The organism is Streptomyces sp. NPDC001492, from assembly GCF_053597275.1.
In genome coordinates, this window is the sequence record NZ_JBSFHW010000025.1 from 43,996 (window position 1) to 64,051 (window position 20,056).

Below are 20,056 nucleotides of genomic sequence, written 5' to 3' on the forward strand. Positions count from 1 at the left end.
GCCACGGGCCGGACCACCAGCCGATGGGGTCTCCTGCGAGATACGCCACGACGGCGCATATCAACAGCGGCGGCCCGACAAGAGCGTGACGACCCAGTGGTTGCTGCCCAAGGTCAGCACCCGCGACGCCAAGACGACGCCGCTGCTGCCGCCCGGGGAAGGATTCGGCGATGACCCACCCCTTACCGCCCCCACATCGCTGGCGTTCTGGGGACGAGGCGTCGGCGGAAGCTGGCAGGTGACAGTCCCGCAACAGCAGTTCGACACAGGACTGAAGCTGAACGGACTCACCCGGATCCAAGCGTGGATCGGATGCCAGTTTCTCCACGGTTGACCGATCGCGGCACGATCGGCGAGATGACCGATGGGCGACTGCCTTGAGGTCTCGACGGCGATCGATGGGCCGGACGCTACGCGCCAACAAGGGCATGGGTTTGTACCAGTTGAGAAACGCGAGATGGGAGATGCGCAATGACAGAGATCGACCCGGCTGTAGTGGACTCGAACGCGTCCAGCGCTACGATCCTTGCAACGATATTCAACAAATCAAGTCGTACTATCGCCACGGGCGGCACAGTGCGACTTACGGCAGCTCCCTTTGGGACCGGAAATTTCACTGATGGGACTTTCGGCTCGATCGCGCCAGGGGGACAAGAGACGCAGCTTATCAATTGGGATTTGGAGCGAGACGATATCCATACCCATATCCGACGGCCGCCCACTATTTCCTTTCAGCGGAAGGGGGCGGGGCCTGCTCAGGCGGAACCGGTGAAAATCCAGAAGGAATCACAGGAGTCCGATTCTCCATATTCGACTCTGACTGGTCATAACTGCGCCGATCCTGAATAGAGGGGCACTGGCTCCCCGAAACAGGAGAATAGCGTTCACCCCACTCGCCAGAGCCGATGCGTCCTTCACGGCACTCGCAGCACTATGATCATGGTTGGCGATAAGCACCTAATCCCCTGGCTTCCCGTACTGCGGAGTTCCCGAGACGGTGTGCCTGGAGTAAATGGCGGTCCCGTCCGGAGTTAGCGAGGAGATCATGTCTACTTCGTCATTTCAAATGTCGAGCTTCACTCCTGTTGACGGTAAGATTGTCAATCAAAGCTCGACCTCTGTATCGTTCTCATTCTCTAGCGCATACGTAACACATATCAGCGTCGACACATGGTCCGAGGATGACCAAGGCGCAACCTACACTGATAGGCAAGAAACGGATACGAACGGCACCGATGATGTGGGCTTGTCGTTTGCCGTGCCCGCCGCCGTTGACCTCCACTACAAGATTACGGTCAGTGGCGACCCCGGCTCCAATAATATTGTCCACGTCCGCATCGAATGGTGACTCGTCAGCATTCCGTGTGCCATCCCAGCCCCGACAGGGCTTGATCAAGTTCCGTGAGTGTCTGGGTTGTTGGTGATGCCCAGGATGGCGAGTGCTCGTACGGGTTCGTGGCGAATGGCACGGGTGGCCTTGGCGATGTTGTCGGCTCCGAGGATCTTCAGGGTGCCGATGGCGAGGTTCCGGATGGTGGCCATGGCGCGGGGTGCAGTGCCTGTGTGAATGGTCGAGGCGTCCTCAGCGAACGTGACATCTCGGATGTACTTGCGGCGGCGGTGGACCCGGATGGCGAGGTGGGCGTGGGGGAAAGCGATGCCGCCGAGGTTGTCGGCGATAGCGCGGGTTTTGATCGAGCGGGACTCGCGGCGGCCGTGGGCGGAGGCGGTGTGTTGGACCTTGATCGAGGTCCAGGGCAGGGCGGCGAGTTGGGCGTAGGTGGTGGGCTAGTTGGTCTTGATGACGGCGATGTAGTGGGCCTTCTTCGTCTCGACCAACCAGGTGATGTTGGCCTTCACCGAGTGGAGGGCATCGAAGGTGACGACGGTGTCGGCGAGGTCGAGCGGTGCCAGCAGGGGTTTGAAGTGGCGCACTTCGTTGGTCTTCGCACCGACTTCGACCTGGGCAATCGTGGCGACGCGGTCGTAGGTGACCCCCGAGAGCAGGTGGCGCCGCGGCGCGGCCAGGCGGGCTGAGCCCGTGAGGGCCTTGCCGTCCACGGCGATGATCTGCCGCGATCGGGTCTCGGCCATGTCCGCGGACGCGGTGATGCGGTGCCGGTCTGCCAGGTAGGCGCCCACAACCTGGTCCAGGGCGTCCCCGTCAAGTGCCTGAAGGACGCGTCCGAGAGTGACCGGCTTGGGGCTGCGCCGCCAGCCGAGCAGGTGACGGCGTACCCCGAGGGATGCCAGCAGCGAGTTCGTGGCCCGCTCGCCGAACTCGGCGAGTTCATCGATGCTCTTCGCACCGCAGACGGCCGCGCAAGCACACATCAGCAAGATCGCCGTCAGCGAGTACCACCGGCCCCGGCGTGAGGGCGGATCCGGAACCGCTTCGAGGTAGGGGCCCAGGTCAGCGATCCGGTCCGCATCCAGCGGCCCCAGCTTCTCCACCACGGCAGGGATGGGGGAAGCTGCAACAGCAGGCACGGGACGTCCTCGTGATCATCTGGCTTCGACACCACAATGATCACGAACCCCCGTGCCTGCTCTGTCATCCGCCCCTACCGGCCTGATCGTCAACCCTCCACGCAAGCACGGAACTTGACGGAGCCTGGGGTCAGAGGACGTTGACCGCGCTCCAGGCCGCAGCCACGGTGGCGTACTCGGGGCTGGTGGCGCCGTAGAGGTCCTTCGCCGCGTTCAGGGTCGCGGTACGGGCGCCCTTGTAGTCCGTGGTGGAGGTCATGTAGACGGTCAGCGCCCGGTACCAGATGGCGGAGGCCTTCTGGTTGCCGATGCCGGTGACGGTGGAGCCGTTGTAGGTGGGGCTGTTGTAGGAGACGCCGTTGATGGTCTTGGCGCCGCTGCCCTCGCTCGCGAGGTAGAACCAGTGGTTGCCGACTCCCGAGGAGTTGTGCACGTCGAGCCGGCCGACGGACTTCGACCAGTAGTCGGCGGAGCGGCCGTCCAGGGACGGCTTGTCGAAGCGGCGCAGCCACGGCGGGGTGGACTGGTCGCTGAAGAGGTAGTCGGGGGTGTCGATCGGGTTGTTGGCGTACCACTCGACCATGGTGCCGAGGATGTCGCTGGTGGCCTCGTTCAGGCCGCCGGACTCCCCGCTGTAGCGCAGGTTGGCGGTGGCCGAGGTGACGCCGTGGGTCATCTCGTGGCCCATGGTGTCGAGGTCGACCTGCTCGGGGTCGGTGGTGCCGTCACCGTCGCCGGTCATCATGCAGAAGCAGGTGTCCGACCACTGGGCGTTGTCCCAGTTGGTGCCGACGTGGACGAAGACGGTGGCGCCGCGGCCGTCGTTCTTGATGCCGTTGCGGCCGAAGGTCGTCTTGTAGTAGTCGAACGTCTTCGCCGTGTTGGCGTGCGCGTCGACGGCGGCGGTGGCCCGGTCGGTGGAGAACTTCCTGCCGTCGCCCCAGATGTTGTCGGCGTCGGTGAACAGGGTCCCGGAGGAGCTCTTCAGGGACGAGGACGAGAGGTTGTGGGCGTCCTTGGTGATGTGGCCGCGCACCGGGTCGATCAGGGCGTAGGTGCCGTCGGCCTGCTGGGTGGTGTCGAGGGTGACGTCACCTGTGTACTCGGAGTGGCCGGTGCCGGTGGACTCGCGCTCGGCGTCGTAGTTCTCGATCGCCGCGCCGGTGGTGGCGTCGGTGACGAAGACCTCGCCGTGCGGCTGGCCCTTGTCGCCGAGGCCCTGCACGGTGGTGCGCCAGGCCAGGCGGGGGGTGCCGTCCGCGGCCCACACGATCAGCTCGGGGGTGGACTTGGCGTTGCGCACCAATCCGTGCGAGCGCTTCAGGGCGCTGGCCGCGCTGCCCTTGGCGTCGACGGCTGGAGCGACGGACTTGAGCGCCACCTTGTGGGCCTTGGCGCGGGTGGATCCCTTGAGCGAGCCGTCGGGCTTCTGGTGGACGACGAAGTCGCCGCCGACGATGGGGAGGCCGCGGTAGGTCCGTTCGAAGCGGACGTGCTGGGTGCCGTCGGCGTCGATCACGACGTCCTTCACGTGGAGCGTCTGGCCCGCGCCGAACCCGAAGGTGTCGGCGTGCCGGGTCACGTTCGCCTTGGCCTGGGATATCGCCGTGTCGCGGACGGAGGTTCTGTGCTGCACCGCATCGGTCTGCGAGTGCGCGGGTATGGCCATCGCACCCGTGGTGATCACGCCGGCGGCGACCATCGCGGAAAGGGCAAGAAAAGGACGGGACATGAGGGGGTGATTCCTTCGCTCGTCGTGGGGTGACGACGTCCTTGGACGTTGACGCGAAGTGTTCAACAAGTGGCATGTCCCTGACGTGACTTCATCTGGGATATAACTGCGGAGCTATAGGGCACGGGAACCCGTGGCCCGGCCGGTCACCTGCGCTCGCCGAGGGCGAATCCCTCTCCCCCCTTTTCCCACCAGGTCAGATACTGCGGCCGCTGCCGCACCAGCGAGAGATAGGCAGCCAGCAGACGCTCGCACGCCGCGTCGGCGAGCTCGGGTGGCACCGATGCCGTGTTCCAGGCCAGCAGCAACCGCCGGTGGAACGGGACGTCCACGAGCGGACGCTGCACGGTGCCCTGGGCGGAGACATCGGCGGTCGGCCACACGCCGCAGACGGCACGACGGCCGGCGACCAGGATCTGCGCCACGGACAGGTCCGGCGTCACATGGGCGATGCGCGGAGTGAATCCCGCTGACTGGCAGGTGAGATGAAGGTAGGCGTGCACACCGCTCTCGTCGGCCTCCGGCATGACCCACTCCTCGCCCGCCAGCTCATGGAGGCTGACCATCTCCTGGCGGGCCAACGGGTGGTCCTCGGCAAGCAGGACGAAGACCGGCTCGCGGAGCAGTGTGCGCGTCGTCACCGAGTCGCCGACCGGAAGGGGGAAGCCCGGGAACTCACCGAAGACCGCGATGTCGCATTTCGACAGGCTCAGCGATTTCAGCAGGGTGTGCACGGAGCGGCGGGCATCTATGGTGAGCCGGCGTTCCGGGACGAGTTCGAAGAGGGCGGAGAGCAGCAGGGACACCAGAGGGCCGGCGGTTCCGCCCGCCCTCAGCGGGGCGGTGGCCTGTCTGTCCGCCTCGGCCGCCGAGCGCGCGTACTCGCGCAGCCGGTCGAAGCCGACGACGAGGTCACGGGCGCAGCGCAGGACGTACTGTCCGTTCTCGTTCGGCGTCACCCCATCGGCGCTGCGGACGAAGAGCGGGCCGCCCAGCTCGTGTTCGATCCGCTTCAGTTGAGCGCTCGTGGCCGGCTGAGAGAGCTGCAGTCGTGCGGCGGCCTTGCGGATGCTGCCGGCCTCGGCGACGGTGAGCAGGACACGCAGGTGCCGGAACTCGAGGTGCATGACCATTCCCCGCTCAGCGCGGAGGGACCTATGCACCCCCCGTGACCAGCAGAACCAGCTGCCCGACGGCATGGTGACCAAGAATCTGACGGACCCGTGGGAGCGGCAACCACGGAACGGTAAAACCTCCGTGCGAACGCTGCGGCGTTGCACCGGCATCATGGTGCCAGTCTGCACATATCGGCAAGATTCACCGGGTCGCCCTTGTCCCTGACAGGCCATCGGGCCGACGAGGCTCGGCACGTTCATGCCGTGCTTGTTCGCGGCCGCCCGTCGCGAGGTGCGGCGAGCGGCGCACCGACGTCATCATCGTGGTACTGCTGGAGTACTGGTTCGAGTCCTCGTAGTGGCCCCTACAAATGCTGTTACGGTAGCCCGTTTTCCCGCCGTAGACGTTGTCCTTGTTTCCGGTCTCGCAGTAGAGGCAGAGCTGCTTGTCGTGGCTGTTGGCCTCGAGTCCACTGCGATCGCCGACGCGGATTACTCCGCCCGCCCCGACCTCCCCCACCGGGTGAGCGCGGCGGGGTCGGCGGGGTCGGCGGCCAGCCGGTAGCGGGTCTTGTCGGCCACCCAGTGGGTGGCGTACCGGCAGCCGTAGCCAGGCGACGGCGGCATCCGGGTTCTGGGGTCCTGGTCGGCCTTGGACCGGCTGGAAGCGGTGGACACCGCGATCAGCGCGCGCGGGTCGTCAGGCCGATGTCCTCCAGTCCCCACGCGATCAGCTGCTGGGCGACGCTCGAACGGGCCCGGGACACGCTCGCCGGGTCGGCGTCCAGGTCCCAGGCGGCCACCTGGCCGTCCCCAAGGCTACGGGTGCGGGCCAGCAGCAGGGCCACATCGCCCCGGGGCGACCGGGGCGCAGCAGGGCTTGGAGCACGGTGTCGCAGGCGACCTCCAGGGAAGCGGAGGGTGACCGAGTGCGTGGCGCAGCTGCGCCAGGCCTGCCTCGAGGTCGTGGTCACGGGCTTCGATCAGGCCGTCCGTGTACAGGGCGAGCAGGCTTCGTTCGGGCACCTCGACCTCAGCCGCCTCGAACGGCAAGCCGGCCAGGCCCAACGGCGGGCCGGGCGGCAGATCCAGGAGATCGACCGTGCCGTCCCGGGTCACCACGACGGGCGGCGGGTGTCCCGCGCGAGCCAGAGAACAGAAGCTGACCACGGGGGCGTTGTCGGGCCGGGTGCCCGTAGGCGGTGTCCAGCCTCACCCGCTGCATCGGGGAGTCGACCGTGCCGGCGGTACGCGCGACGTCGACGGAGTGCAGGGCCTGCTTCAGGTCGCCGGCACCGCGGTGGGCCAGGGCCAGCTCCTGGTGGGCGACCGACCAGTCCTCCATATGGAGCCCGGATACTTCTTCCCCCGCGTGGGCAGCAACGTGGTATTCGATCGGCGTCACTGCAATGAGGGGGACTCGGGTGGCGGACGATGACGACCCGCCGACGGGGTGGGACGAGGGCGAGTGCCGGATGTGGGAGGCCTACCGGCGCGGCGAGTGGTGCGAGGGTGTGCCGGAGGTACGGGGAGAGGCCGTGCGCCAGCTGTTGCTGATCACTCCGCCCCCGCGCTCGGGCCACCTCGCCCGGCTCCGGCTGCGGGGCGTGCGGATACGCGGGGAGCTGGACCTGTCCGAGGGCGTCGTACGTGGGGCCGTACGCCTGCGGCGGTGCCGGCTCGACGGGGCGCCGCGCCTGGACGGCGCACAGTTGGAGGCGCTCGAACTCGACGAGTGCCGACTCCCCGGGCTGCGGGCGCACAGCGTGCGGGTCGCCCAGGAGTTCAAGGTCACCCGCTGCACGGCGAACGGGACACTGGACCTGCGCTCGCTGACCGTCGGCACCCATCTCTCCCTCGACGGCACCAAGGTCCGCCCCGGTCCCGGGGAAGCCGCCATCGACGCCCGGTCCGTCGCCGTGAACGAATCCCTGTCGGCGACCGGTCTGGAATGCGCAGGCACCTTCTACCTGACCAATGCCCGCGTGCAGGACCTGCTCATACTCCGGGGAGCGACGATCAGTACCCCCAGGGGAAATCTCCAGATGTCCGAACTCACCGTCGGCGGCGGCCTGTACATGGGGCGCGGGTTCTCCTGCGCTGGAACGGTCAACCTCTGCGGGGCCTCGATCGGGGCGTCCCTGGAGCTCCTCGACGCGACCCTCACGGGCCCGGGCCTGGACGCGGGCGACTACGCCCTTCATCTGGGCTGCGCCCAGGTCGGAGGCGATATCCAGGCCGAGCGGGGGCTCGTCGTCGACGGACCGATCACCCTCGCGGACACCTCGATACGCGGCAGCGTCGTCCTCAAGGGCGCCCGCCTGAACCACCCTGCGGGTACGGCGCTCACCGCGGCCCGCGCACACATAGGCGGCGACCTCGACTGCCGGGACGGCCTCTCCGCGCACGGCACCGTCGACCTGTGCGACGCTCGGATCGGCGGCTCGCTCCTGCTGGACGGGGCCGAACTGACGGCACCCGGGGACGACTTGAGCGCCCTGAGCGCCAATGGGATCGACGTGGGCGGGGTGGCACACTTCGGTCGCGGCCTTACCGCTCACGGCAGGATCGGCATCAGTAATGCCACCGTCCGCAGTTACCTGTCCTTCCAAGGAGCGATCCTGGACGCGGCCGGAGCAGAGGAGGCCCTCGCCTGCCGGGGCACGACGGCGGCCCAACTGTCCCTGCAGTTCGCGGAGTCGCCCAGGGGACACGTTGCCCTCAGCCGAACCAAAGTGATGCTGATCCGGGACAGCCCTGCCCACTGGCCGACATCCCTCAGAGTGGACGGCACCGTGTACGACATGCTGCGTCCCACCCTGCCCGCCGCGGAACGCCTCCCCTGGTTGATGCGGGACCCCGAGGGTTTCAAGCCCCAGCCCTACGAGCAACTGGCCGGCGTCTACCAACGCCACGGCCGGGACGCCGACGCCCGGACCGTCCTGGTCGCCAAGCAGCGCAGCCTGCGGCCGACCCTCGCCTCCCCCGCCCGGCTGTGGAGCCTGCTGCAGGACGCAGCGGTCGGCTACGGATACCGCCCGCTGCGGGCCGTATGGCTGTTGCTGTGCCTGCTGGCCGCCGGTTCCGCACTTTTCGGGACGTGGCCCCCCGATCCCGTGGGCGGCGGACCGTACCCGCGCTTCCAGCCGGTCATCTACACCCTCGATCTCCTGCTGCCGCTGGTCGACCTCGGCCAGGAGCGGGCGTACGAGCCGTCCGGGGCCATGCAGTGGGTGGGGATCGTCCTCATCGGCACCGGCTGGCTGCTGGCCACCACCGTCGCGGCCGGCGCAGGTCGAGTCCTGCGGAGAACCTGATGCGATGGTCACCGCACTTCCATGATGCGTGCGACGAATAGCGAATCCGGCCATACACTCCCGGCAAAGCTCCACCATGTCGGCGCTTAGAGTTCCTAATGAAATGAGTGGCGGGGAACGTCAGTCACGTTGGTCATGAGTCAAAGTGGTTCGCAGGCGGCGGCATTCTTCCGAGACGTTCGCCAGAACCAAGTGGTCTGGTTTGTCCGGGATGACGACGGAAGCCCCACTTCCCGCTCCGTGGACGGCACGCGAAGTCTTCCCTTCTGGTCGCCCTCGGCCCGCGCCCAGAGGGCAGCGAAGATCTGGGGACAGGGGCTACGCGTTGAATCCATGTCCTTGGACACCTGGTGGGGTACTTGCTTGGCATGGGGGCGGGACTGCAGCAACGGTGGCCCGTACGGCCGATCGATGTGATCACTCGATCGTGAGTTCTTCCGTGTTCGCGCCCGGGGGGACGCGATGCTCGAACGGACGGCCTGTGACCGGCGCCGCGGGGATGTGCTGTGGGTGGGGGGAAAGCATGACGCGAGAAGTGGGACGGCGCGGGGGCTTGGACGAGCAGGCCGTGCTGCTGGTGGCCGGGCTGGCCGATCTGGCGGTGAGCACGCTGGGTTCGGCCATGGGGACGGTGCGGGGGCTGCTGCGTCGCTCGGACGCTGCTGAGCTGGCAGCGCAGGCCGAGAACGACCTCGCGGCGCGTGGGCGCCTGGTGCTGGACCGGTACGCGGCCGTCCCGCCGGCCCACCTGGAGGTCCTGGCTCGGCACGCCCTGGCTCGGAAGACCGCTGCTGATGACTGACCGGTGGGAGCAGGCCGCGTTCAAGATCCGTGTCGACGAGGTGGTGCGCCGTTTCGTCGCCCAGGAGGCCGATCTGTTCGCCGCGATCGATCCGCTCCTTGCCCCGGTGGCCGAGGAGTTGGAGGCCGCGGCCGCGGACGGCAAACGGCTGCGGGCGGCGTTTTGCTACTGGGGCTGGCGCGCGGTGGGACAGCCGGACAGCGCCGCGCTGGTGCGGGCGGCGGCGTCCATGGAGCTGGTGCACGCCGCCGCAGTCGTGCACGACGACCTCATCGACGACAGCCCGCTGCGGCACGGGCGACCCACGGCACACGTCACCCTGCGCGGCGCCGTGCGACGTCGTCCGCGCACCGATGCCGCCGCCAGGTCGCTGGCGATGCTGGTGGGTGACCTGCTGATGGCACTGGCCGGGCAGTTGTTCGCCACCAGCGGCCTGCCCGCCGCGTACCTCGCCCGCGCCCGTCCTCTGTGGTCGGTGATGGCCCGCGAGCTGATCGCGGGCGAGTGCCTGGAGATCCTGCGCACCGGAGCCGGTCCGGACACCGCGGCGTCGCTGAAGGTGATCCGCTACAAGACCGCCAAATACACCGTCGAGCAGCCCCTGCTGATCGGTGGTGCGCTGGCCGGGGCCGGCGCGCGGCTGCGGGAGTGCTACTCCGCGTACGGGCTGCCGCTGGGCGAGGCGTTCCAGCTGCGGGACGACCTGCTCGGCCTGTTCGGAGACCCGGAACGCACCGGCAAGGCCAATGCCGACGACCTACGCGGCCACCGCCCCACTGCGCTGCTGGCAGAGACCTGGCGCCTCGCCGGCGCCGACGACCGCGAGAGGCTGCACGCCTTCCTGGGCCGTCGCCGTCTGGACACGGATGCTCTGAACGCGGTCCGTGAAGTGATGCGCCGGCTGAAGGCACCCGACCGCGTCGAGGAAATGATCAGCGCACGGGTCGAGGAGGCGCTCGCCGCGCTTCACAAGCTGGATGCCCCCACGCACGCCGGCGCTGCCCTGACCGCGCTGGCGCAGTCGGCGGCAGACCGTCTCTGCTGACCCTTTGCACCCGAGGTGGCGCAACCTGCTGCCATGTCCGGCCGCTGCCATCTCCGGCCGCTCATGGATGATCCCGTGGAAGACAAGGAGCCCCGCCATGACGTGCACCGAGGCATCGATGGACGCCCTGCGGCAGGTCGGTGACGAACTCGCCGACGCCACCGTCGCCGCACTGTTCGAACGCGGCCAGGTGGGCACGTTCAACACCCTGATGCGCTACGTCTCCACCGCCGGCGCTCCCCTTCCAGAGGGTCTGCCGGACGTGGCGCGCGAGTACCTTGCGGCCACCGGCACCCCGCCGTCCTGGGTGGACTGGTCGGAAATGGAGAAGGCCCGGCTGTTCTTCATCGACAACAACGTGCACATCTCCACCGCGCTGTCCTTCGCCTCCATGCCCGCCTGCTACGTCGTGCCGCACGTGGCGAAGCTGCTGTCGGCCACCCACGGGCTCAAGTACCCGTCCAAACGCATGGCGGAGACGGGCCAGTTCACCGTCTACCTGATGCAGCCCGACGCCTTTGAAGCCGGCAGCCGCTTCATCCCCGCCGTCCAGAAGGTCCGCCTCCTGCACGCCTCCATCCGCCACCACCTGGGGCGCGAGAACCGCTGGGACACCGACGCTCTGGGAGTGCCGATCTGTCAGGAGGACATGATCGGCGGGCAGATGTTCTTCTCCCTGCTCGTGCTGGACAGCCTGCACCGCCTCGGCATCCACATGTCGCAGGAAGGGGCGGAAGCCTACTACTACGCGTGGCAGGTGGTCGGTGCGATGCTTGGCATCGACCAGGACGCGGCCCCCAAGACCCTCGGCGAGGCCCGCCGTTTCCTGGACCTGTACATGATCCGGCACATGGGGCCTTCCGAAGAGGGCGCGCATCTGACCCAGCAGCTCATCGACCTCTACGAGGAGATCGTGCCCGGCACCTTCTTCGACCCGATCGTTTCCGCTCTCATCCGCTACCTCATCGGGGACACCTGCGCCGACTGGCTCAACGTGCCGCACACCCCGTGGGACACCGTCGTCAAGGCCGTGCCCCATCTCCTCGGCGTCCTGGAGACCATCGAGGACCGCTCCCCCTTCGGGGCCTGGGCCCTGGACCGTCTCGGCCACCTCACGACTGTCTTCGAGCTGTCCTCTCTCACGCGCGGACGCGTCATGCACTACGCCATTCCCGAGCAGCTCAAGAAGGACTACGGCATCTCCAGCGCGATGCCTCGCACCCGCCGATGGACCCCACCTGCCGCCACCGTCTCCTGACCGCCACGTCGCTCGAACTTCCCTACATTGTTCTGCGGGAGGCAGTGAGCCGGCGAGGGTGAGGTTGCGGAGGCAGGCGATGCCGAGCATGCAGTGGTAGCCGGGGCTCCCCAAGCAATTCTCCGGTGCGCGGGTGGCGGGCGGTGAGGTCCATGGCGGAGAACGCGCCGTCGATGTGCACGGTGTCGCCCGGCCGCGCGTACGTCAGCAACTCGCTGACCATCGGCAGCTGGAGGGGGTGGAGGCGGCTGGAGGTGTCAGGGTCCTCTTCGAAGACGACCGGGTCCTCGATCCCGGCCTCGTCCAGGCGAGGTTCTGACGGTCGGTCGACTGCCGGTCGTCGACACCCCCGCGGCTTTCCATCGAGACCACTGCCTGCACCGCAACCCTGGACAAACCACGGCCGACCGTGCGCGAGATCGTCAACGCCGTCTCGTGGTTCCTGATCCCGTGCTGCGTTGGGCTGCTCGTGTAGATCGTCACCGCTCAACGCCTCGAGTCCATAGAGGTGTTCACCGAGCCACGCCCGCACAGTTTCTGCCCTCAGGTCAGGGGTCGGTTGCAGGTCCCTTCGGTCACTCGCCGCCCCGCTCGAAGCCGTGGCTGTGCTCGACCTTGGCGATGTGCAGGGAGTACCGCTCGTACCAGTGCTCCCGCCCGTACGTCTTGGCGGCCCGGTGCTCGGCGTGGTTGCGCCATTCCTCGATCCCGGCCAGATCCCGGAAGTAGGCGACGGTGACGGAGAGCCCGCCGGGCGTGCGGGCGGAGTCCTCGCCGAGGAACCCGGGAACCTCCTTCACCAGCTCGCCCATGCGCTGGGCGGTCTCGCCGTATCCACCGTCCGCCTCGGTGCGCAGGGAGGTGAAGACGACGGCGTAGTAGGGCGGCTCATGGGCCGCGACAGGTACAACGCGTTGATCGCTCATGTCGTTCACGATCGTCCCGGGCCCGACCCCTCGTCCACCCTCCTTGCCGAAAGGGATCCACAAGGGATCCAACTCTTGACCCTTCACCACCACTCCGCACCGCTGCCTGCCCCTGGCCGGCGTCCGGTGAGTGCTCGCGGGCGCAAGGCGTCGATGCCTGGTCACGGCCCGAGGACACGGCGCGGCCTGTGAGGTCGAGGACGACGCGTCCCTCGTAGTGCGCTGCTTCAGCCAGGACGGTGAGGACGACGAAAGGCCCTGCCATGATCGGCTGGGGACAAATCCGGTACGGAGCAGCCCTGTCAGCAGTCGTCGCCGGACCGCTTCCGCGCCTACCGCGAAGTCCTCGACCCCGCGACGGAGTTGGGCATCCACGCCCACCACAACCTCGCCCTCGGAGTGGCCAACAGCGTGGTCGCCGTGGAGAACGGCGTCACCCGGGTCGACGCCTCGCTGGCCGGCCAGGGCGCCGGCGCGGGCAACGGCCCGCTGGAGGCCTTCATCGCGGCCGCCGACCTGATGGGCTGGAAGCACGGCTACGAGCTGTTCCCGCTGATGGACGCGGCCGACGATCTCGTACGCCCCCTGCAGGACCGCGAGGTGCGGGTCGACCGCGAGACGCTCAGCCTCGGCCACGCGGGCGTGTACTCCAGCTTCCTGCGCCACGCCTAGACCGCCGCCGAGCGCTACGGCCTCGACACGCGCGGCATCCTGGTCGAGGTGGGCCGGCGCAAGATGGTCGGCGGGCAGGAGGGCATGATCACCGATGTGGCTCTCGACCTGGCCGCGGCCCGCGGGGAAGCGGCCTGAACGACCGTGCCCGGCACGGTGGTGGACACCGGGCCGGGCACAGGATGGTGCGCGAGTGACTCAGTAATGGATGGACCCCGGCGCCCCTCCGCCCACGGGAATCGCGTCGCCGTTGATGGCGACACTGCGCGGAGAGGCGAGGAAGGCGACGACGTCGCCGACCTCTTCATCACCGACTGCTCGCCCGGAGTGCTCCGTTGAGGTCTTGCACCAGCTCCACGGACCGACACCGTCAGCCCGACGGCCAGGACGTTCTTCGCCGCGTTCACGTCGCGGTCGTGGGTCGTCCAGCAGGCGCACGTCCACTCACGGACGTTCAGTGGCATCTTGTCCTGCAAGCTGCCGCAGGTGGAGCACAGCTTGCAGGAGGGGAACCACCGGTGGATAGCGATCACTTCGCGGCCGTACCACGGGGCCTTGTACTCCAGCATGCTCCGGAACTCGGATCAGGCCGCATCACTGTTAGCGCGGGCCAGACTGCCGTTCTTCTCCTGCAGGTCATCACGGATCTCGCCTGGATCCCACTGACACCACGTCAGCAGCCGCTGCAAGCCGCACTGGGTGGCATGGCCCGTGTGCTCGGCGAGCTGCCAGCTGTTCTTCCGGCCCGCCGGGCCGTCCGCCGCCGACCAGGCCGCCCGGCAAGGCACGACCGGCGCGTTGTGCGCATGGCGAGAGCGCGGCCGATCGCTCAGCCCGCACTCGGCGGCAGCTGTGCAGGGCTGACCAGCTCCCCCAGAACATCAGCCATGAACTGCACCAGCCACCGTTGGGACGGACTGCGTGATGCCTCGTGCCGGGCGTAGAGCGCCACTTCGATCGGTTCCGTGTCGAACGGGAGACTCACGAGGCGGAGGCGGTGGGAGGCGGTGAACACCTCACCGGCGTACTCGGGGACGATCGCGATGAGGTCGGTGTGTTCCAGCAGGTAGGGCAGCACCGTGAAGCGGGTCGCGTCGACGGCGACGCGCTCCAGGAGGCCGTGCGTGGCCAGGAGCGAGCGGGGCACGACGTGGCCGTGGGGGCCGTACACCGTCGCGTGGTGTTCGGCCGCGAGGTCCGCCAGCGTGACGGAGGCGCCGCGAATGCGGGGATGGTCGGAGGCGACCATACCGACGTAACGCTCGTGGAAGAGCGGGATGCGGACGGTGCGGTGGGACGTGAGGACCGGCGTGGCAACGAAGGCGTCGACTTCACCGCGGCGCAGCTGGCTCTCGACGGCGTCCACGTCCAACGGGCGGACGGTGAAGGACACGCCGGGAGCCCGCTCGCGGGCCGCCGCGACCAGCCGGGGCAGCAGGGTGGCCTGGCCCAGGTCGGAGAGGGCGACGGTGAAACGCCCTGACATGGCGGTCAGGTCGAAGTCGTTGTCCTGGCGGATCACGGCGTCCATGCCGGCCAGCGCGCGCTGCAAGGGCTCGTAGAGGCGCTGAGCGCCGGCGGTCGGGGTCAGGCCGCGGCCGGTGCGCCGGAAGAGCTCGTCGTCGAAGTGCCGGCGCAACTTGGCCAGGCTGTAGCTCACCGTGGGCTGGGTGACGTGCAGCGTCTCCGCCGTCGCCGTGACGCTGCCGGTCTCGTAGAGGAGCACGAAGACGCGGGCGAGGTTGAGATCGAAGCTGCTCATATCGAGCGAGCCTATATCGCAGCCCGTCAACATCTATTGGTCCGAATGTCGTGCGCTGCCTAGCGTGGCCTGCGTCACTTCGACGTCGCTGCGAAAGGAACGTCTGTGCCCTCCGTGCGCAGTGTCTGCCATGAGTTCCTCCAACGCCAGGAGCTCACCACCGTCTTCGGCAATCCCGGCTCCAACGAGCTGCCCTTCCTCGCCGACCTGCCGGACGGCTTCCGATACGTCCTGGGGCTGCACGAGGGCGCCGTGGTGGGCATGGCGGACGGCTACGCACAGGCCACGGGGCGTCCGGTGCTCGTCAACCTGCATGCCGCGTCCGGCTCGGGCAACGCGATGGGCGCGCTCACCAACGCCGTGGCCTCGCGCACTCCACTGGTCGTTCTGGCCGGCCAGCAGGTGCGGCCGGCCATCGGACCGGAGGCCAACCTCTCCAACGTCGACGCCCCGTCCCTGATGAAGCCGCTCGTCGGCTGGGCCGCCGAACCGGCCTGCGCCCAGGACGTGCCCCGGGCCCTCGCCCAGGCCGTCTTCGAGGCGGGGTTGCAGCGCCGGCCCACCTACCTCTCCGTCCCCTACGACGACTGGGCGGTGGACGCGGGCGAGAACGCATCGGCCGTGCTGGACCGGCAGGTGCACCGCGCCGCAGTGCCCGGCACGGAGCAGGGACGCCGGCTGGCCGACGCGGTGACCTCCGCGCGCAGGCCCGCACTGGTGCTGGGAGGTGACATCGACTCCGACGGTCTCTTCGACGACGCGGTGCGGCTCGCGGAGCGGCTCGGCGCTCCGGTGTGGGCGGCACCGTCGCTGTTCCGGCTGCCCTTCCCCAACCGCCACCCGCAGTTCCGCGGGGTGCTGCCGGCGGGGATCGAACCCGTCTCCCAGGCTTTCGAGGGTCACGACCTCGTGCTGGTGCTCGGGGCACCGGTCTTCCGCTATCACGAGTACCTGCCCGGCCGGTATCTGCCCGAGGGCACCCGGTTGATCCAGGTCACGGAGGACGCCTCCGCCGCCGCCCGCGCGCCGATGGGCGAGGCTCTGGTCGCCGACCCGGCCGCCGTCATCGACCTGCTGCTCGAGGAGCTCGACGCGGCGACGGAGCCGGCGGGCGACTACCGGCCCGTCCCCGCGCCGGCCACCGGACAGGGGACGCGGCTCCATCCCGAGGAGGTCTTCGCCTCCCTCCGGGACGAACTGCCCGACGACACGGCGTACGTGGTGGAGTCGACCTCGACGAACTCCTCGTGGTGGCGCCAGATGGACCTGCGGCGGCCCGGCTCCTACTACTTCCCGGCAGCGGGCGGACTCGGCTTCGGCCTGCCCGGCGCCGTCGGGGTCGCCATGGCCCAGCCCGACCGGCCGGTCGTCGGCGTGATCGGGGACGGCTCGGCCAACTACGGCATCACCGCCCTGTGGACGGCCGCCCAGCACCGCCTGCCCGTGACCGTGGTGCTGCTGCGCAACGGAACCTACGGCGCGCTGCGCTGGTTCAGCGGCCTGCTGGGTGTCCCGGACGCACCGGGCATGGACATCCCGGGCCTGGACTTCACCCGCATCGCGGAGGGCTACGGCGTGTCCGCCCAGCACGTCGAGAGCGTGGACGAACTACGGGCGGTGCTGTCCCGGCGCCCGGACGGACCCCGGCTCGTCCAGGTCGACACAGCGCTCACGACACCGTCCTGACCACGATGCCCACCCCACGAACACACCTCACAGAAGTCATCCCCCTCAGATAACGGAAGGAAGAGCGATGACACTCCTGGACAACGACGTCTGGAGCAAGAAATTCCTCAGCGACGGCTGGCAGGAAGCCACCCGCGAGCACCAGGTCACCGAGCCGGCGACCGGCGCGCAGCTCGGCACCGCCGGCCTGGCCACGCCCGAGGACGTGCGCCGCGCCGCCACCCGGGCCGCCGAGGCGCAGCGGTCCTGGGCGGCAACTCCCCCGCAGCAGCGGACGGCTGTACTGCGCCGCGCGGGCGAGCTGTTCACCGAGCACGCCGCCGAGATCGAGGACTGGCTGATACGCGAGGCGGGCTCGGTACGGGCCAAGGCGGCGTTCGAGGTGCAGCTGGCGATCGGCGAGTCGTTCGAGTGCGCGGCACTGCCCACGCACCCTCAGGGAGAAGTACTGACGTCCGAGGAGGTGCGCTGGTCGTTCGCCCGGCGCCGCCCCGCCGGCGTCGTGAGCGTGATCGCGCCGTTCAACTTCCCGCTCGCCCTCGGACTGCGTTCGGTGGCACCCGTGCTGGCGCTCGGCAACGCGGTCCTGCTGAAGCCCGATCCGCGTACGGCGGTGAGCGGTGGCGTGGTCATCGCCCGGATCTTCGAGGAGGCCGGGCTGCCCTCCGGAGTGCTGCATCTGCTGCCGGGCGACAGCGAGGTCGGCCAGGCGGTCGTCGAAGCACCCGAGGTACGGGTCATCTCCTTCACCGGCTCCACTCCGGTCGGCCGCGCGATCGGTGAGCTGGCGGGCCGTCTGCTCAAGCGCGCCCACCTCGAACTCGGCGGGAACAACGCGCTGGTGGTGCTGCCGGGCGCGGACGTGCAGAAGGCGGCCTCCGCCGGTGCGTTCGGCTCGTATCTGCATCAGGGGCAGATCTGCATGACCACCGGTCGCCACATCGTGCACGAGTCGCTGCTCGACGAGTACAGCGCCGCGCTGGCCGCGAAGGCCCGGGCGCTGCCCGTCGGGGACCCCGCCCGCGAGGACGTGGCGCTCGGCCCGATCATCGACCGGCGGCAGCTGGAGCGGGTGCACGGCATCGTCACCGACAGCGTCGCGGCGGGCGCGACGCTGGCCGCGGGCGGTGAGATCGAAGGTGCCGGTTACCCGGCCACCGTCCTGACCGGTCTCACCACCGACATGCGGGCGTGGCGCGAGGAGATCTTCGGCCCCGTCGCACCCGTCATCGGCTTCTCCACGCTCGAGGAGGCCGCGCGGATCGTCAACGACTGCGAGTACGGCCTGTCCGTCGGCATCCTCGGCGACGTCGGTACGGCGATGAAGCTCGCCGACCAGATCGACTCCGGCAAGGTCCACATCAACGAGCAGACCGTCAGCGACGAGCCCAACGCCCCGTTCGGCGGAGTCAAGGCCTCCGGCACCGGGTCCCGCTTCGGTGGAGCCGCCGCCAACGTCGAGGCCTTCACCGAGGTCCAGTGGGTCACCGTCCGCCCGGACATCGCCGACTACCCGTTCTGATCCCCGCTCCCCCGTCCCCCGTCCCCTCCCCCGTAGCCGCTACAAAGGGAACTCAGCCATGACACCCATCACCTCACCCAACACCACCGACGCCGCCTCGAGAACAGGCACGTCCGACCGCAACGTCTGGACCGTGGTCCTGTGCTGGATCACCGTCATGCTCGAGGGGTACGACCTCGTCGTCCTCGGCGCCATCATCCCCACCCTGCTCAAGACCCATCACCTGGGCATGACGGCCGCGGACGCCACCACGGTCGCCACGCTTTCCCTCGTAGGCGTCGCCATCGGCGCCGTCCTGGTCGGCCCGCTCGCCGACCGCTTCGGACGACGCCTGCTGCTCATCGGCTCGGTGGTGGAGTTCTCCGTCTTCACCCTCCTGTTGCCCATGGCCACTTCCGTCACGATGTTCGCCGCGCTCAGGCTCGTCGCCGGTATCGGTCTCGGCGCCTGCATGCCGGCGTCGCTGACCATGATGGCCGAGCACATGCCCGCCGCACGCCGGGCTCGCGCCAGCACCCTGACCATGACCGGCTACCACACCGGTGCCGTGATCACGTCCCTGCTGGCCCTGCAGGTCACCGACAACTGGCAGGTCCTCTTCTACGTCCTCGGCACCGCCGGCCTCGTCATCGCGGTCATTCAGTGGTTCCGCCTGCCGGAGTCGGAGGCGTTCGTCCGAACCAAGGAAGCGCCCGCCTCCCAGCGCGTCGCATTCAGCGAACTCCTCAAGCCGGCCTACCTCCGCGCCGGCATCGGCATCTGGGTCGCCTCCTTCATGGGCCTGCTCCTCGTCTACGGCCTCAACACCTGGCTGCCCAAGCTCATGAACGAGGCCGGCTACCCCATCCCCACGGCGGTCACCCAACTGCTCATCCTCAACGTCGGCGGGGTCGCCGGCCTGGTGCTGGGCGGCTTCGTGGCCGACCGGCGCGGCATCAAGCCCACTGCGCTCGGCTGGTTCGCGATATCGGTGGCCATGCTGGCCTGCCTCAGCATCAGGATGCACAGCGACCTGCTCCTCGACACCGTCGTCTTCCTCACCGGCGTGTTCGTCTTCTCCGCCCAGGTGCTGATCTACGCGTACGTGACGAACTTCTATCCGGCCTCGGTCCGCAGCACCGCCCTCGGCTCGGCCTCGGGCATCGGCCGTATCGGCTCCATCGTCGGCCCGTCGATCACCGGTGCCCTCGTGGCGGCAGGCATCGGCCACCCCTGGGGCTTCTACTTCTTCGCCGCCGTGGCGGTCGCCGGATTCCTGGCCGTGCTCACCCTGCCCGGCCGGGCCGCAGCGGCACAGGCGGAGGCAACCGCGGGCGCACCGGCCGCCGAACCCGCCGTCTGACCCATATCGGAGGGGCGGTACGGCACTGAAGGGGCCGTACCGCCCTGTACTTGATGCGGTGAAGAACCCCGACAGCATGAGTTTGCGAAGGGAGAGGAGAGCTTCAAGCACGTGGTCCGTACGCCTGGAAGCCGGAACCGGACGGGAAAACCTACGGGCAATGGATCGGGCCGCACGCGGACAACGGCCACATCTCCACCTCCTGCCATCTCTCGGAACGGCAGGTGAAGGCCGGTCAGAAGGTCCGTGCCGGAAGGCGGCTCGGCAAGGTCGGCTCCACCGGCAACGCGACCGGGCCGCCTCTGCACTTCGAGATGTCGAAGGGCTCCACCTGGTCCTACGCCGGTGTCGCCAGGCCCAGTTGGTGAGCGTGTGAGGGGGCCGGCG

General features: G+C 68.8%; 19 protein-coding genes and 4 pseudogenes. 12 read left to right on the forward strand and 11 right to left on the reverse strand.

All coding sequences use genetic code 11. The annotated features are described in order from the left end of the window. The first annotated feature begins 85 nt into the window (after positions 1 to 85). On the forward strand, positions 86 to 334 hold the full coding sequence (locus ACWC1K_RS29095) for a hypothetical protein (protein WP_450835652.1): 249 nt from the start codon (positions 86 to 88) through the stop codon (positions 332 to 334). A gap of 711 nt (positions 335 to 1,045) precedes the next feature. Beyond that, complete coding sequence (locus ACWC1K_RS29100) at positions 1,046 to 1,348, forward strand: hypothetical protein (protein WP_450835654.1); 303 nt, start codon at positions 1,046 to 1,048, stop codon at positions 1,346 to 1,348. Positions 1,349 to 1,392: 44 nt separating this feature from the next. Here ACWC1K_RS29100 and ACWC1K_RS29105 read toward each other — a convergent pair whose 3' ends face one another. The 7 genes from ACWC1K_RS29105 to ACWC1K_RS29135 form a co-directional block, all read right to left on the reverse strand. Then, positions 1,393 to 1,542 (reverse strand): hypothetical protein, encoded by a 150-nt coding sequence (locus ACWC1K_RS29105; RefSeq protein ID WP_450835656.1) that lies wholly within the window; start codon positions 1,540 to 1,542, stop codon positions 1,393 to 1,395. Positions 1,543 to 1,788: 246 nt separating this feature from the next. Continuing rightward, the gene (locus tag ACWC1K_RS29110) at positions 1,789 to 2,490 is read right to left on the reverse strand and encodes an ISAs1 family transposase (protein ID WP_450835658.1); all 702 of its coding nucleotides are present in this window, start codon (positions 2,488 to 2,490) and stop codon (positions 1,789 to 1,791) included. 130 nt (positions 2,491 to 2,620) lie between these two features. Continuing rightward, entirely contained in the window at positions 2,621 to 4,222 is a 1,602-nt protein-coding gene (locus ACWC1K_RS29115; protein WP_450835660.1) for a M4 family metallopeptidase, read from the reverse strand. A gap of 146 nt (positions 4,223 to 4,368) precedes the next feature. Further along, the gene (locus tag ACWC1K_RS29120; RefSeq protein WP_450835662.1) at positions 4,369 to 5,349 is read right to left on the reverse strand and encodes a LysR family transcriptional regulator; all 981 of its coding nucleotides are present in this window, start codon (positions 5,347 to 5,349) and stop codon (positions 4,369 to 4,371) included. A gap of 480 nt (positions 5,350 to 5,829) precedes the next feature. Beyond that, positions 5,830 to 6,015 (reverse strand): hypothetical protein, encoded by a 186-nt coding sequence (locus ACWC1K_RS29125; protein WP_450835664.1) that lies wholly within the window; start codon positions 6,013 to 6,015, stop codon positions 5,830 to 5,832. Positions 6,016 to 6,020: 5 nt separating this feature from the next. Further along, positions 6,021 to 6,185: a hypothetical protein gene (locus ACWC1K_RS29130; RefSeq protein ID WP_450835810.1), complete on the reverse strand. Its 165-nt coding sequence runs from the start codon at positions 6,183 to 6,185 to the stop codon at positions 6,021 to 6,023. Further along, a complete protein-coding gene (locus ACWC1K_RS29135; RefSeq protein ID WP_450835666.1) occupies positions 6,157 to 6,507 on the reverse strand; it encodes a SpoIIE family protein phosphatase in 351 nt (116 codons plus the stop codon). The genes ACWC1K_RS29130 and ACWC1K_RS29135 overlap by 29 nt, the downstream gene beginning before the upstream one ends. Positions 6,508 to 6,761: 254 nt before the next feature. Here ACWC1K_RS29135 and ACWC1K_RS29140 point away from each other — a divergent pair, with 254 nt between their 5' ends. The 5 genes from ACWC1K_RS29140 (at position 6,762) to ACWC1K_RS29160 (ending at position 11,759) form a co-directional block, all read left to right on the forward strand. Further along, positions 6,762 to 8,654, forward strand: coding sequence for a hypothetical protein (locus ACWC1K_RS29140; RefSeq protein WP_450835668.1), 1,893 nt, complete (start codon positions 6,762 to 6,764; stop codon positions 8,652 to 8,654). A 135-nt stretch (positions 8,655 to 8,789) separates the two neighbouring features. After that, a complete protein-coding gene (locus ACWC1K_RS29145; protein WP_450835670.1) occupies positions 8,790 to 9,071 on the forward strand; it encodes a DUF2750 domain-containing protein in 282 nt (93 codons plus the stop codon). Between the two features lie 106 nt (positions 9,072 to 9,177). After that, a complete protein-coding gene (locus ACWC1K_RS29150; protein WP_450835672.1) occupies positions 9,178 to 9,456 on the forward strand; it encodes a polyprenyl synthetase in 279 nt (92 codons plus the stop codon). Further along, positions 9,449 to 10,501 (forward strand): polyprenyl synthetase family protein, encoded by a 1,053-nt coding sequence (locus ACWC1K_RS29155; protein ID WP_450835674.1) that lies wholly within the window; start codon positions 9,449 to 9,451, stop codon positions 10,499 to 10,501. The genes ACWC1K_RS29150 and ACWC1K_RS29155 overlap by 8 nt, the downstream gene beginning before the upstream one ends. 97 nt (positions 10,502 to 10,598) lie before the next feature. Then, positions 10,599 to 11,759 carry an oxygenase MpaB family protein gene (locus tag ACWC1K_RS29160; RefSeq protein WP_450835676.1) on the forward strand — a complete coding sequence of 387 codons (1,161 nt, stop codon included), beginning with the start codon at positions 10,599 to 10,601 and terminating at the stop codon, positions 11,757 to 11,759. Positions 11,760 to 12,334: 575 nt separating this feature from the next. Here the strand turns inward: ACWC1K_RS29160 and ACWC1K_RS29165 are convergent. Continuing rightward, positions 12,335 to 12,685, reverse strand: a complete 351-nt coding sequence (locus ACWC1K_RS29165) for an antibiotic biosynthesis monooxygenase family protein (protein WP_450835678.1) — start codon at positions 12,683 to 12,685, stop codon at positions 12,335 to 12,337. Between the two features lie 318 nt (positions 12,686 to 13,003). Between ACWC1K_RS29165 and ACWC1K_RS29170 the strand changes: the two are divergent. Beyond that, positions 13,004 to 13,495 (forward strand): annotated as a pseudogene (locus tag ACWC1K_RS29170) (4-hydroxy-2-oxovalerate aldolase); the annotation flags it as partial. Positions 13,496 to 13,656: 161 nt separating this feature from the next. On the opposite strand, the pseudogene ACWC1K_RS29175 reads toward ACWC1K_RS29170, so the two are convergent. From ACWC1K_RS29175 to ACWC1K_RS29185, 3 genes and pseudogenes are all read right to left on the reverse strand, one after another. Next, a pseudogene (locus ACWC1K_RS29175) lies at positions 13,657 to 13,983 on the reverse strand (zinc ribbon domain-containing protein); the annotation flags it as partial. Then, a pseudogene (locus tag ACWC1K_RS29180) lies at positions 13,984 to 14,112 on the reverse strand (IS701 family transposase); the annotation flags it as partial. Positions 14,113 to 14,186: 74 nt separating this feature from the next. Next, positions 14,187 to 15,119, reverse strand: coding sequence for a LysR substrate-binding domain-containing protein (locus tag ACWC1K_RS29185; protein ID WP_450835679.1), 933 nt, complete (start codon positions 15,117 to 15,119; stop codon positions 14,187 to 14,189). 105 nt (positions 15,120 to 15,224) lie between these two features. Here ACWC1K_RS29185 and mdlC point away from each other — a divergent pair, with 105 nt between their 5' ends. From mdlC to ACWC1K_RS29205, 4 genes and pseudogenes are all read left to right on the forward strand, one after another. Continuing rightward, positions 15,225 to 16,805 (forward strand): benzoylformate decarboxylase, encoded by a 1,581-nt coding sequence (gene mdlC / locus ACWC1K_RS29190; RefSeq protein ID WP_450835681.1) that lies wholly within the window; start codon positions 15,225 to 15,227, stop codon positions 16,803 to 16,805. Between the two features lie 67 nt (positions 16,806 to 16,872). Beyond that, positions 16,873 to 18,327: a benzaldehyde dehydrogenase gene (locus tag ACWC1K_RS29195; protein WP_450835683.1), complete on the forward strand. Its 1,455-nt coding sequence runs from the start codon at positions 16,873 to 16,875 to the stop codon at positions 18,325 to 18,327. Positions 18,328 to 18,385: 58 nt separating this feature from the next. Beyond that, on the forward strand, positions 18,386 to 19,669 hold the full coding sequence (locus ACWC1K_RS29200; RefSeq protein WP_450835685.1) for an MFS transporter: 1,284 nt from the start codon (positions 18,386 to 18,388) through the stop codon (positions 19,667 to 19,669). A 158-nt stretch (positions 19,670 to 19,827) separates the two neighbouring features. Beyond that, positions 19,828 to 20,037: pseudogene (locus ACWC1K_RS29205) on the forward strand (M23 family metallopeptidase); the annotation flags it as partial. Positions 20,038 to 20,056: the final 19 nt, after the last annotated feature.

Excerpts from the sequence above, each read along its gene's own strand:
- ACWC1K_RS29100 (WP_450835654.1), top strand. The coding sequence starts at position 1,046 with ATGTCTACTTCGTCATTTCAAATGTCGAGCTTCACTCCTGTTGACGGT.
- ACWC1K_RS29105 (WP_450835656.1), bottom strand. The coding sequence starts at position 1,542 with ATGGCCACCATCCGGAACCTCGCCATCGGCACCCTGAAGATCCTCGGA.
- ACWC1K_RS29115 (WP_450835660.1), bottom strand. The coding sequence starts at position 4,222 with ATGTCCCGTCCTTTTCTTGCCCTTTCCGCGATGGTCGCCGCCGGCGTG.
- ACWC1K_RS29120 (WP_450835662.1), bottom strand. The coding sequence starts at position 5,349 with ATGCACCTCGAGTTCCGGCACCTGCGTGTCCTGCTCACCGTCGCCGAG.
- ACWC1K_RS29145 (WP_450835670.1), top strand. The coding sequence starts at position 8,790 with ATGAGTCAAAGTGGTTCGCAGGCGGCGGCATTCTTCCGAGACGTTCGC.
- ACWC1K_RS29150 (WP_450835672.1), top strand. The coding sequence starts at position 9,178 with ATGACGCGAGAAGTGGGACGGCGCGGGGGCTTGGACGAGCAGGCCGTG.
- ACWC1K_RS29155 (WP_450835674.1), top strand. The coding sequence starts at position 9,449 with ATGACTGACCGGTGGGAGCAGGCCGCGTTCAAGATCCGTGTCGACGAG.
- ACWC1K_RS29160 (WP_450835676.1), top strand. The coding sequence starts at position 10,599 with ATGACGTGCACCGAGGCATCGATGGACGCCCTGCGGCAGGTCGGTGAC.
- ACWC1K_RS29165 (WP_450835678.1), bottom strand. The coding sequence starts at position 12,685 with ATGAGCGATCAACGCGTTGTACCTGTCGCGGCCCATGAGCCGCCCTAC.
- ACWC1K_RS29185 (WP_450835679.1), bottom strand. The coding sequence starts at position 15,119 with ATGAGCAGCTTCGATCTCAACCTCGCCCGCGTCTTCGTGCTCCTCTAC.
- ACWC1K_RS29195 (WP_450835683.1), top strand. The coding sequence starts at position 16,873 with ATGACACTCCTGGACAACGACGTCTGGAGCAAGAAATTCCTCAGCGAC.
- ACWC1K_RS29200 (WP_450835685.1), top strand. The coding sequence starts at position 18,386 with ATGACACCCATCACCTCACCCAACACCACCGACGCCGCCTCGAGAACA.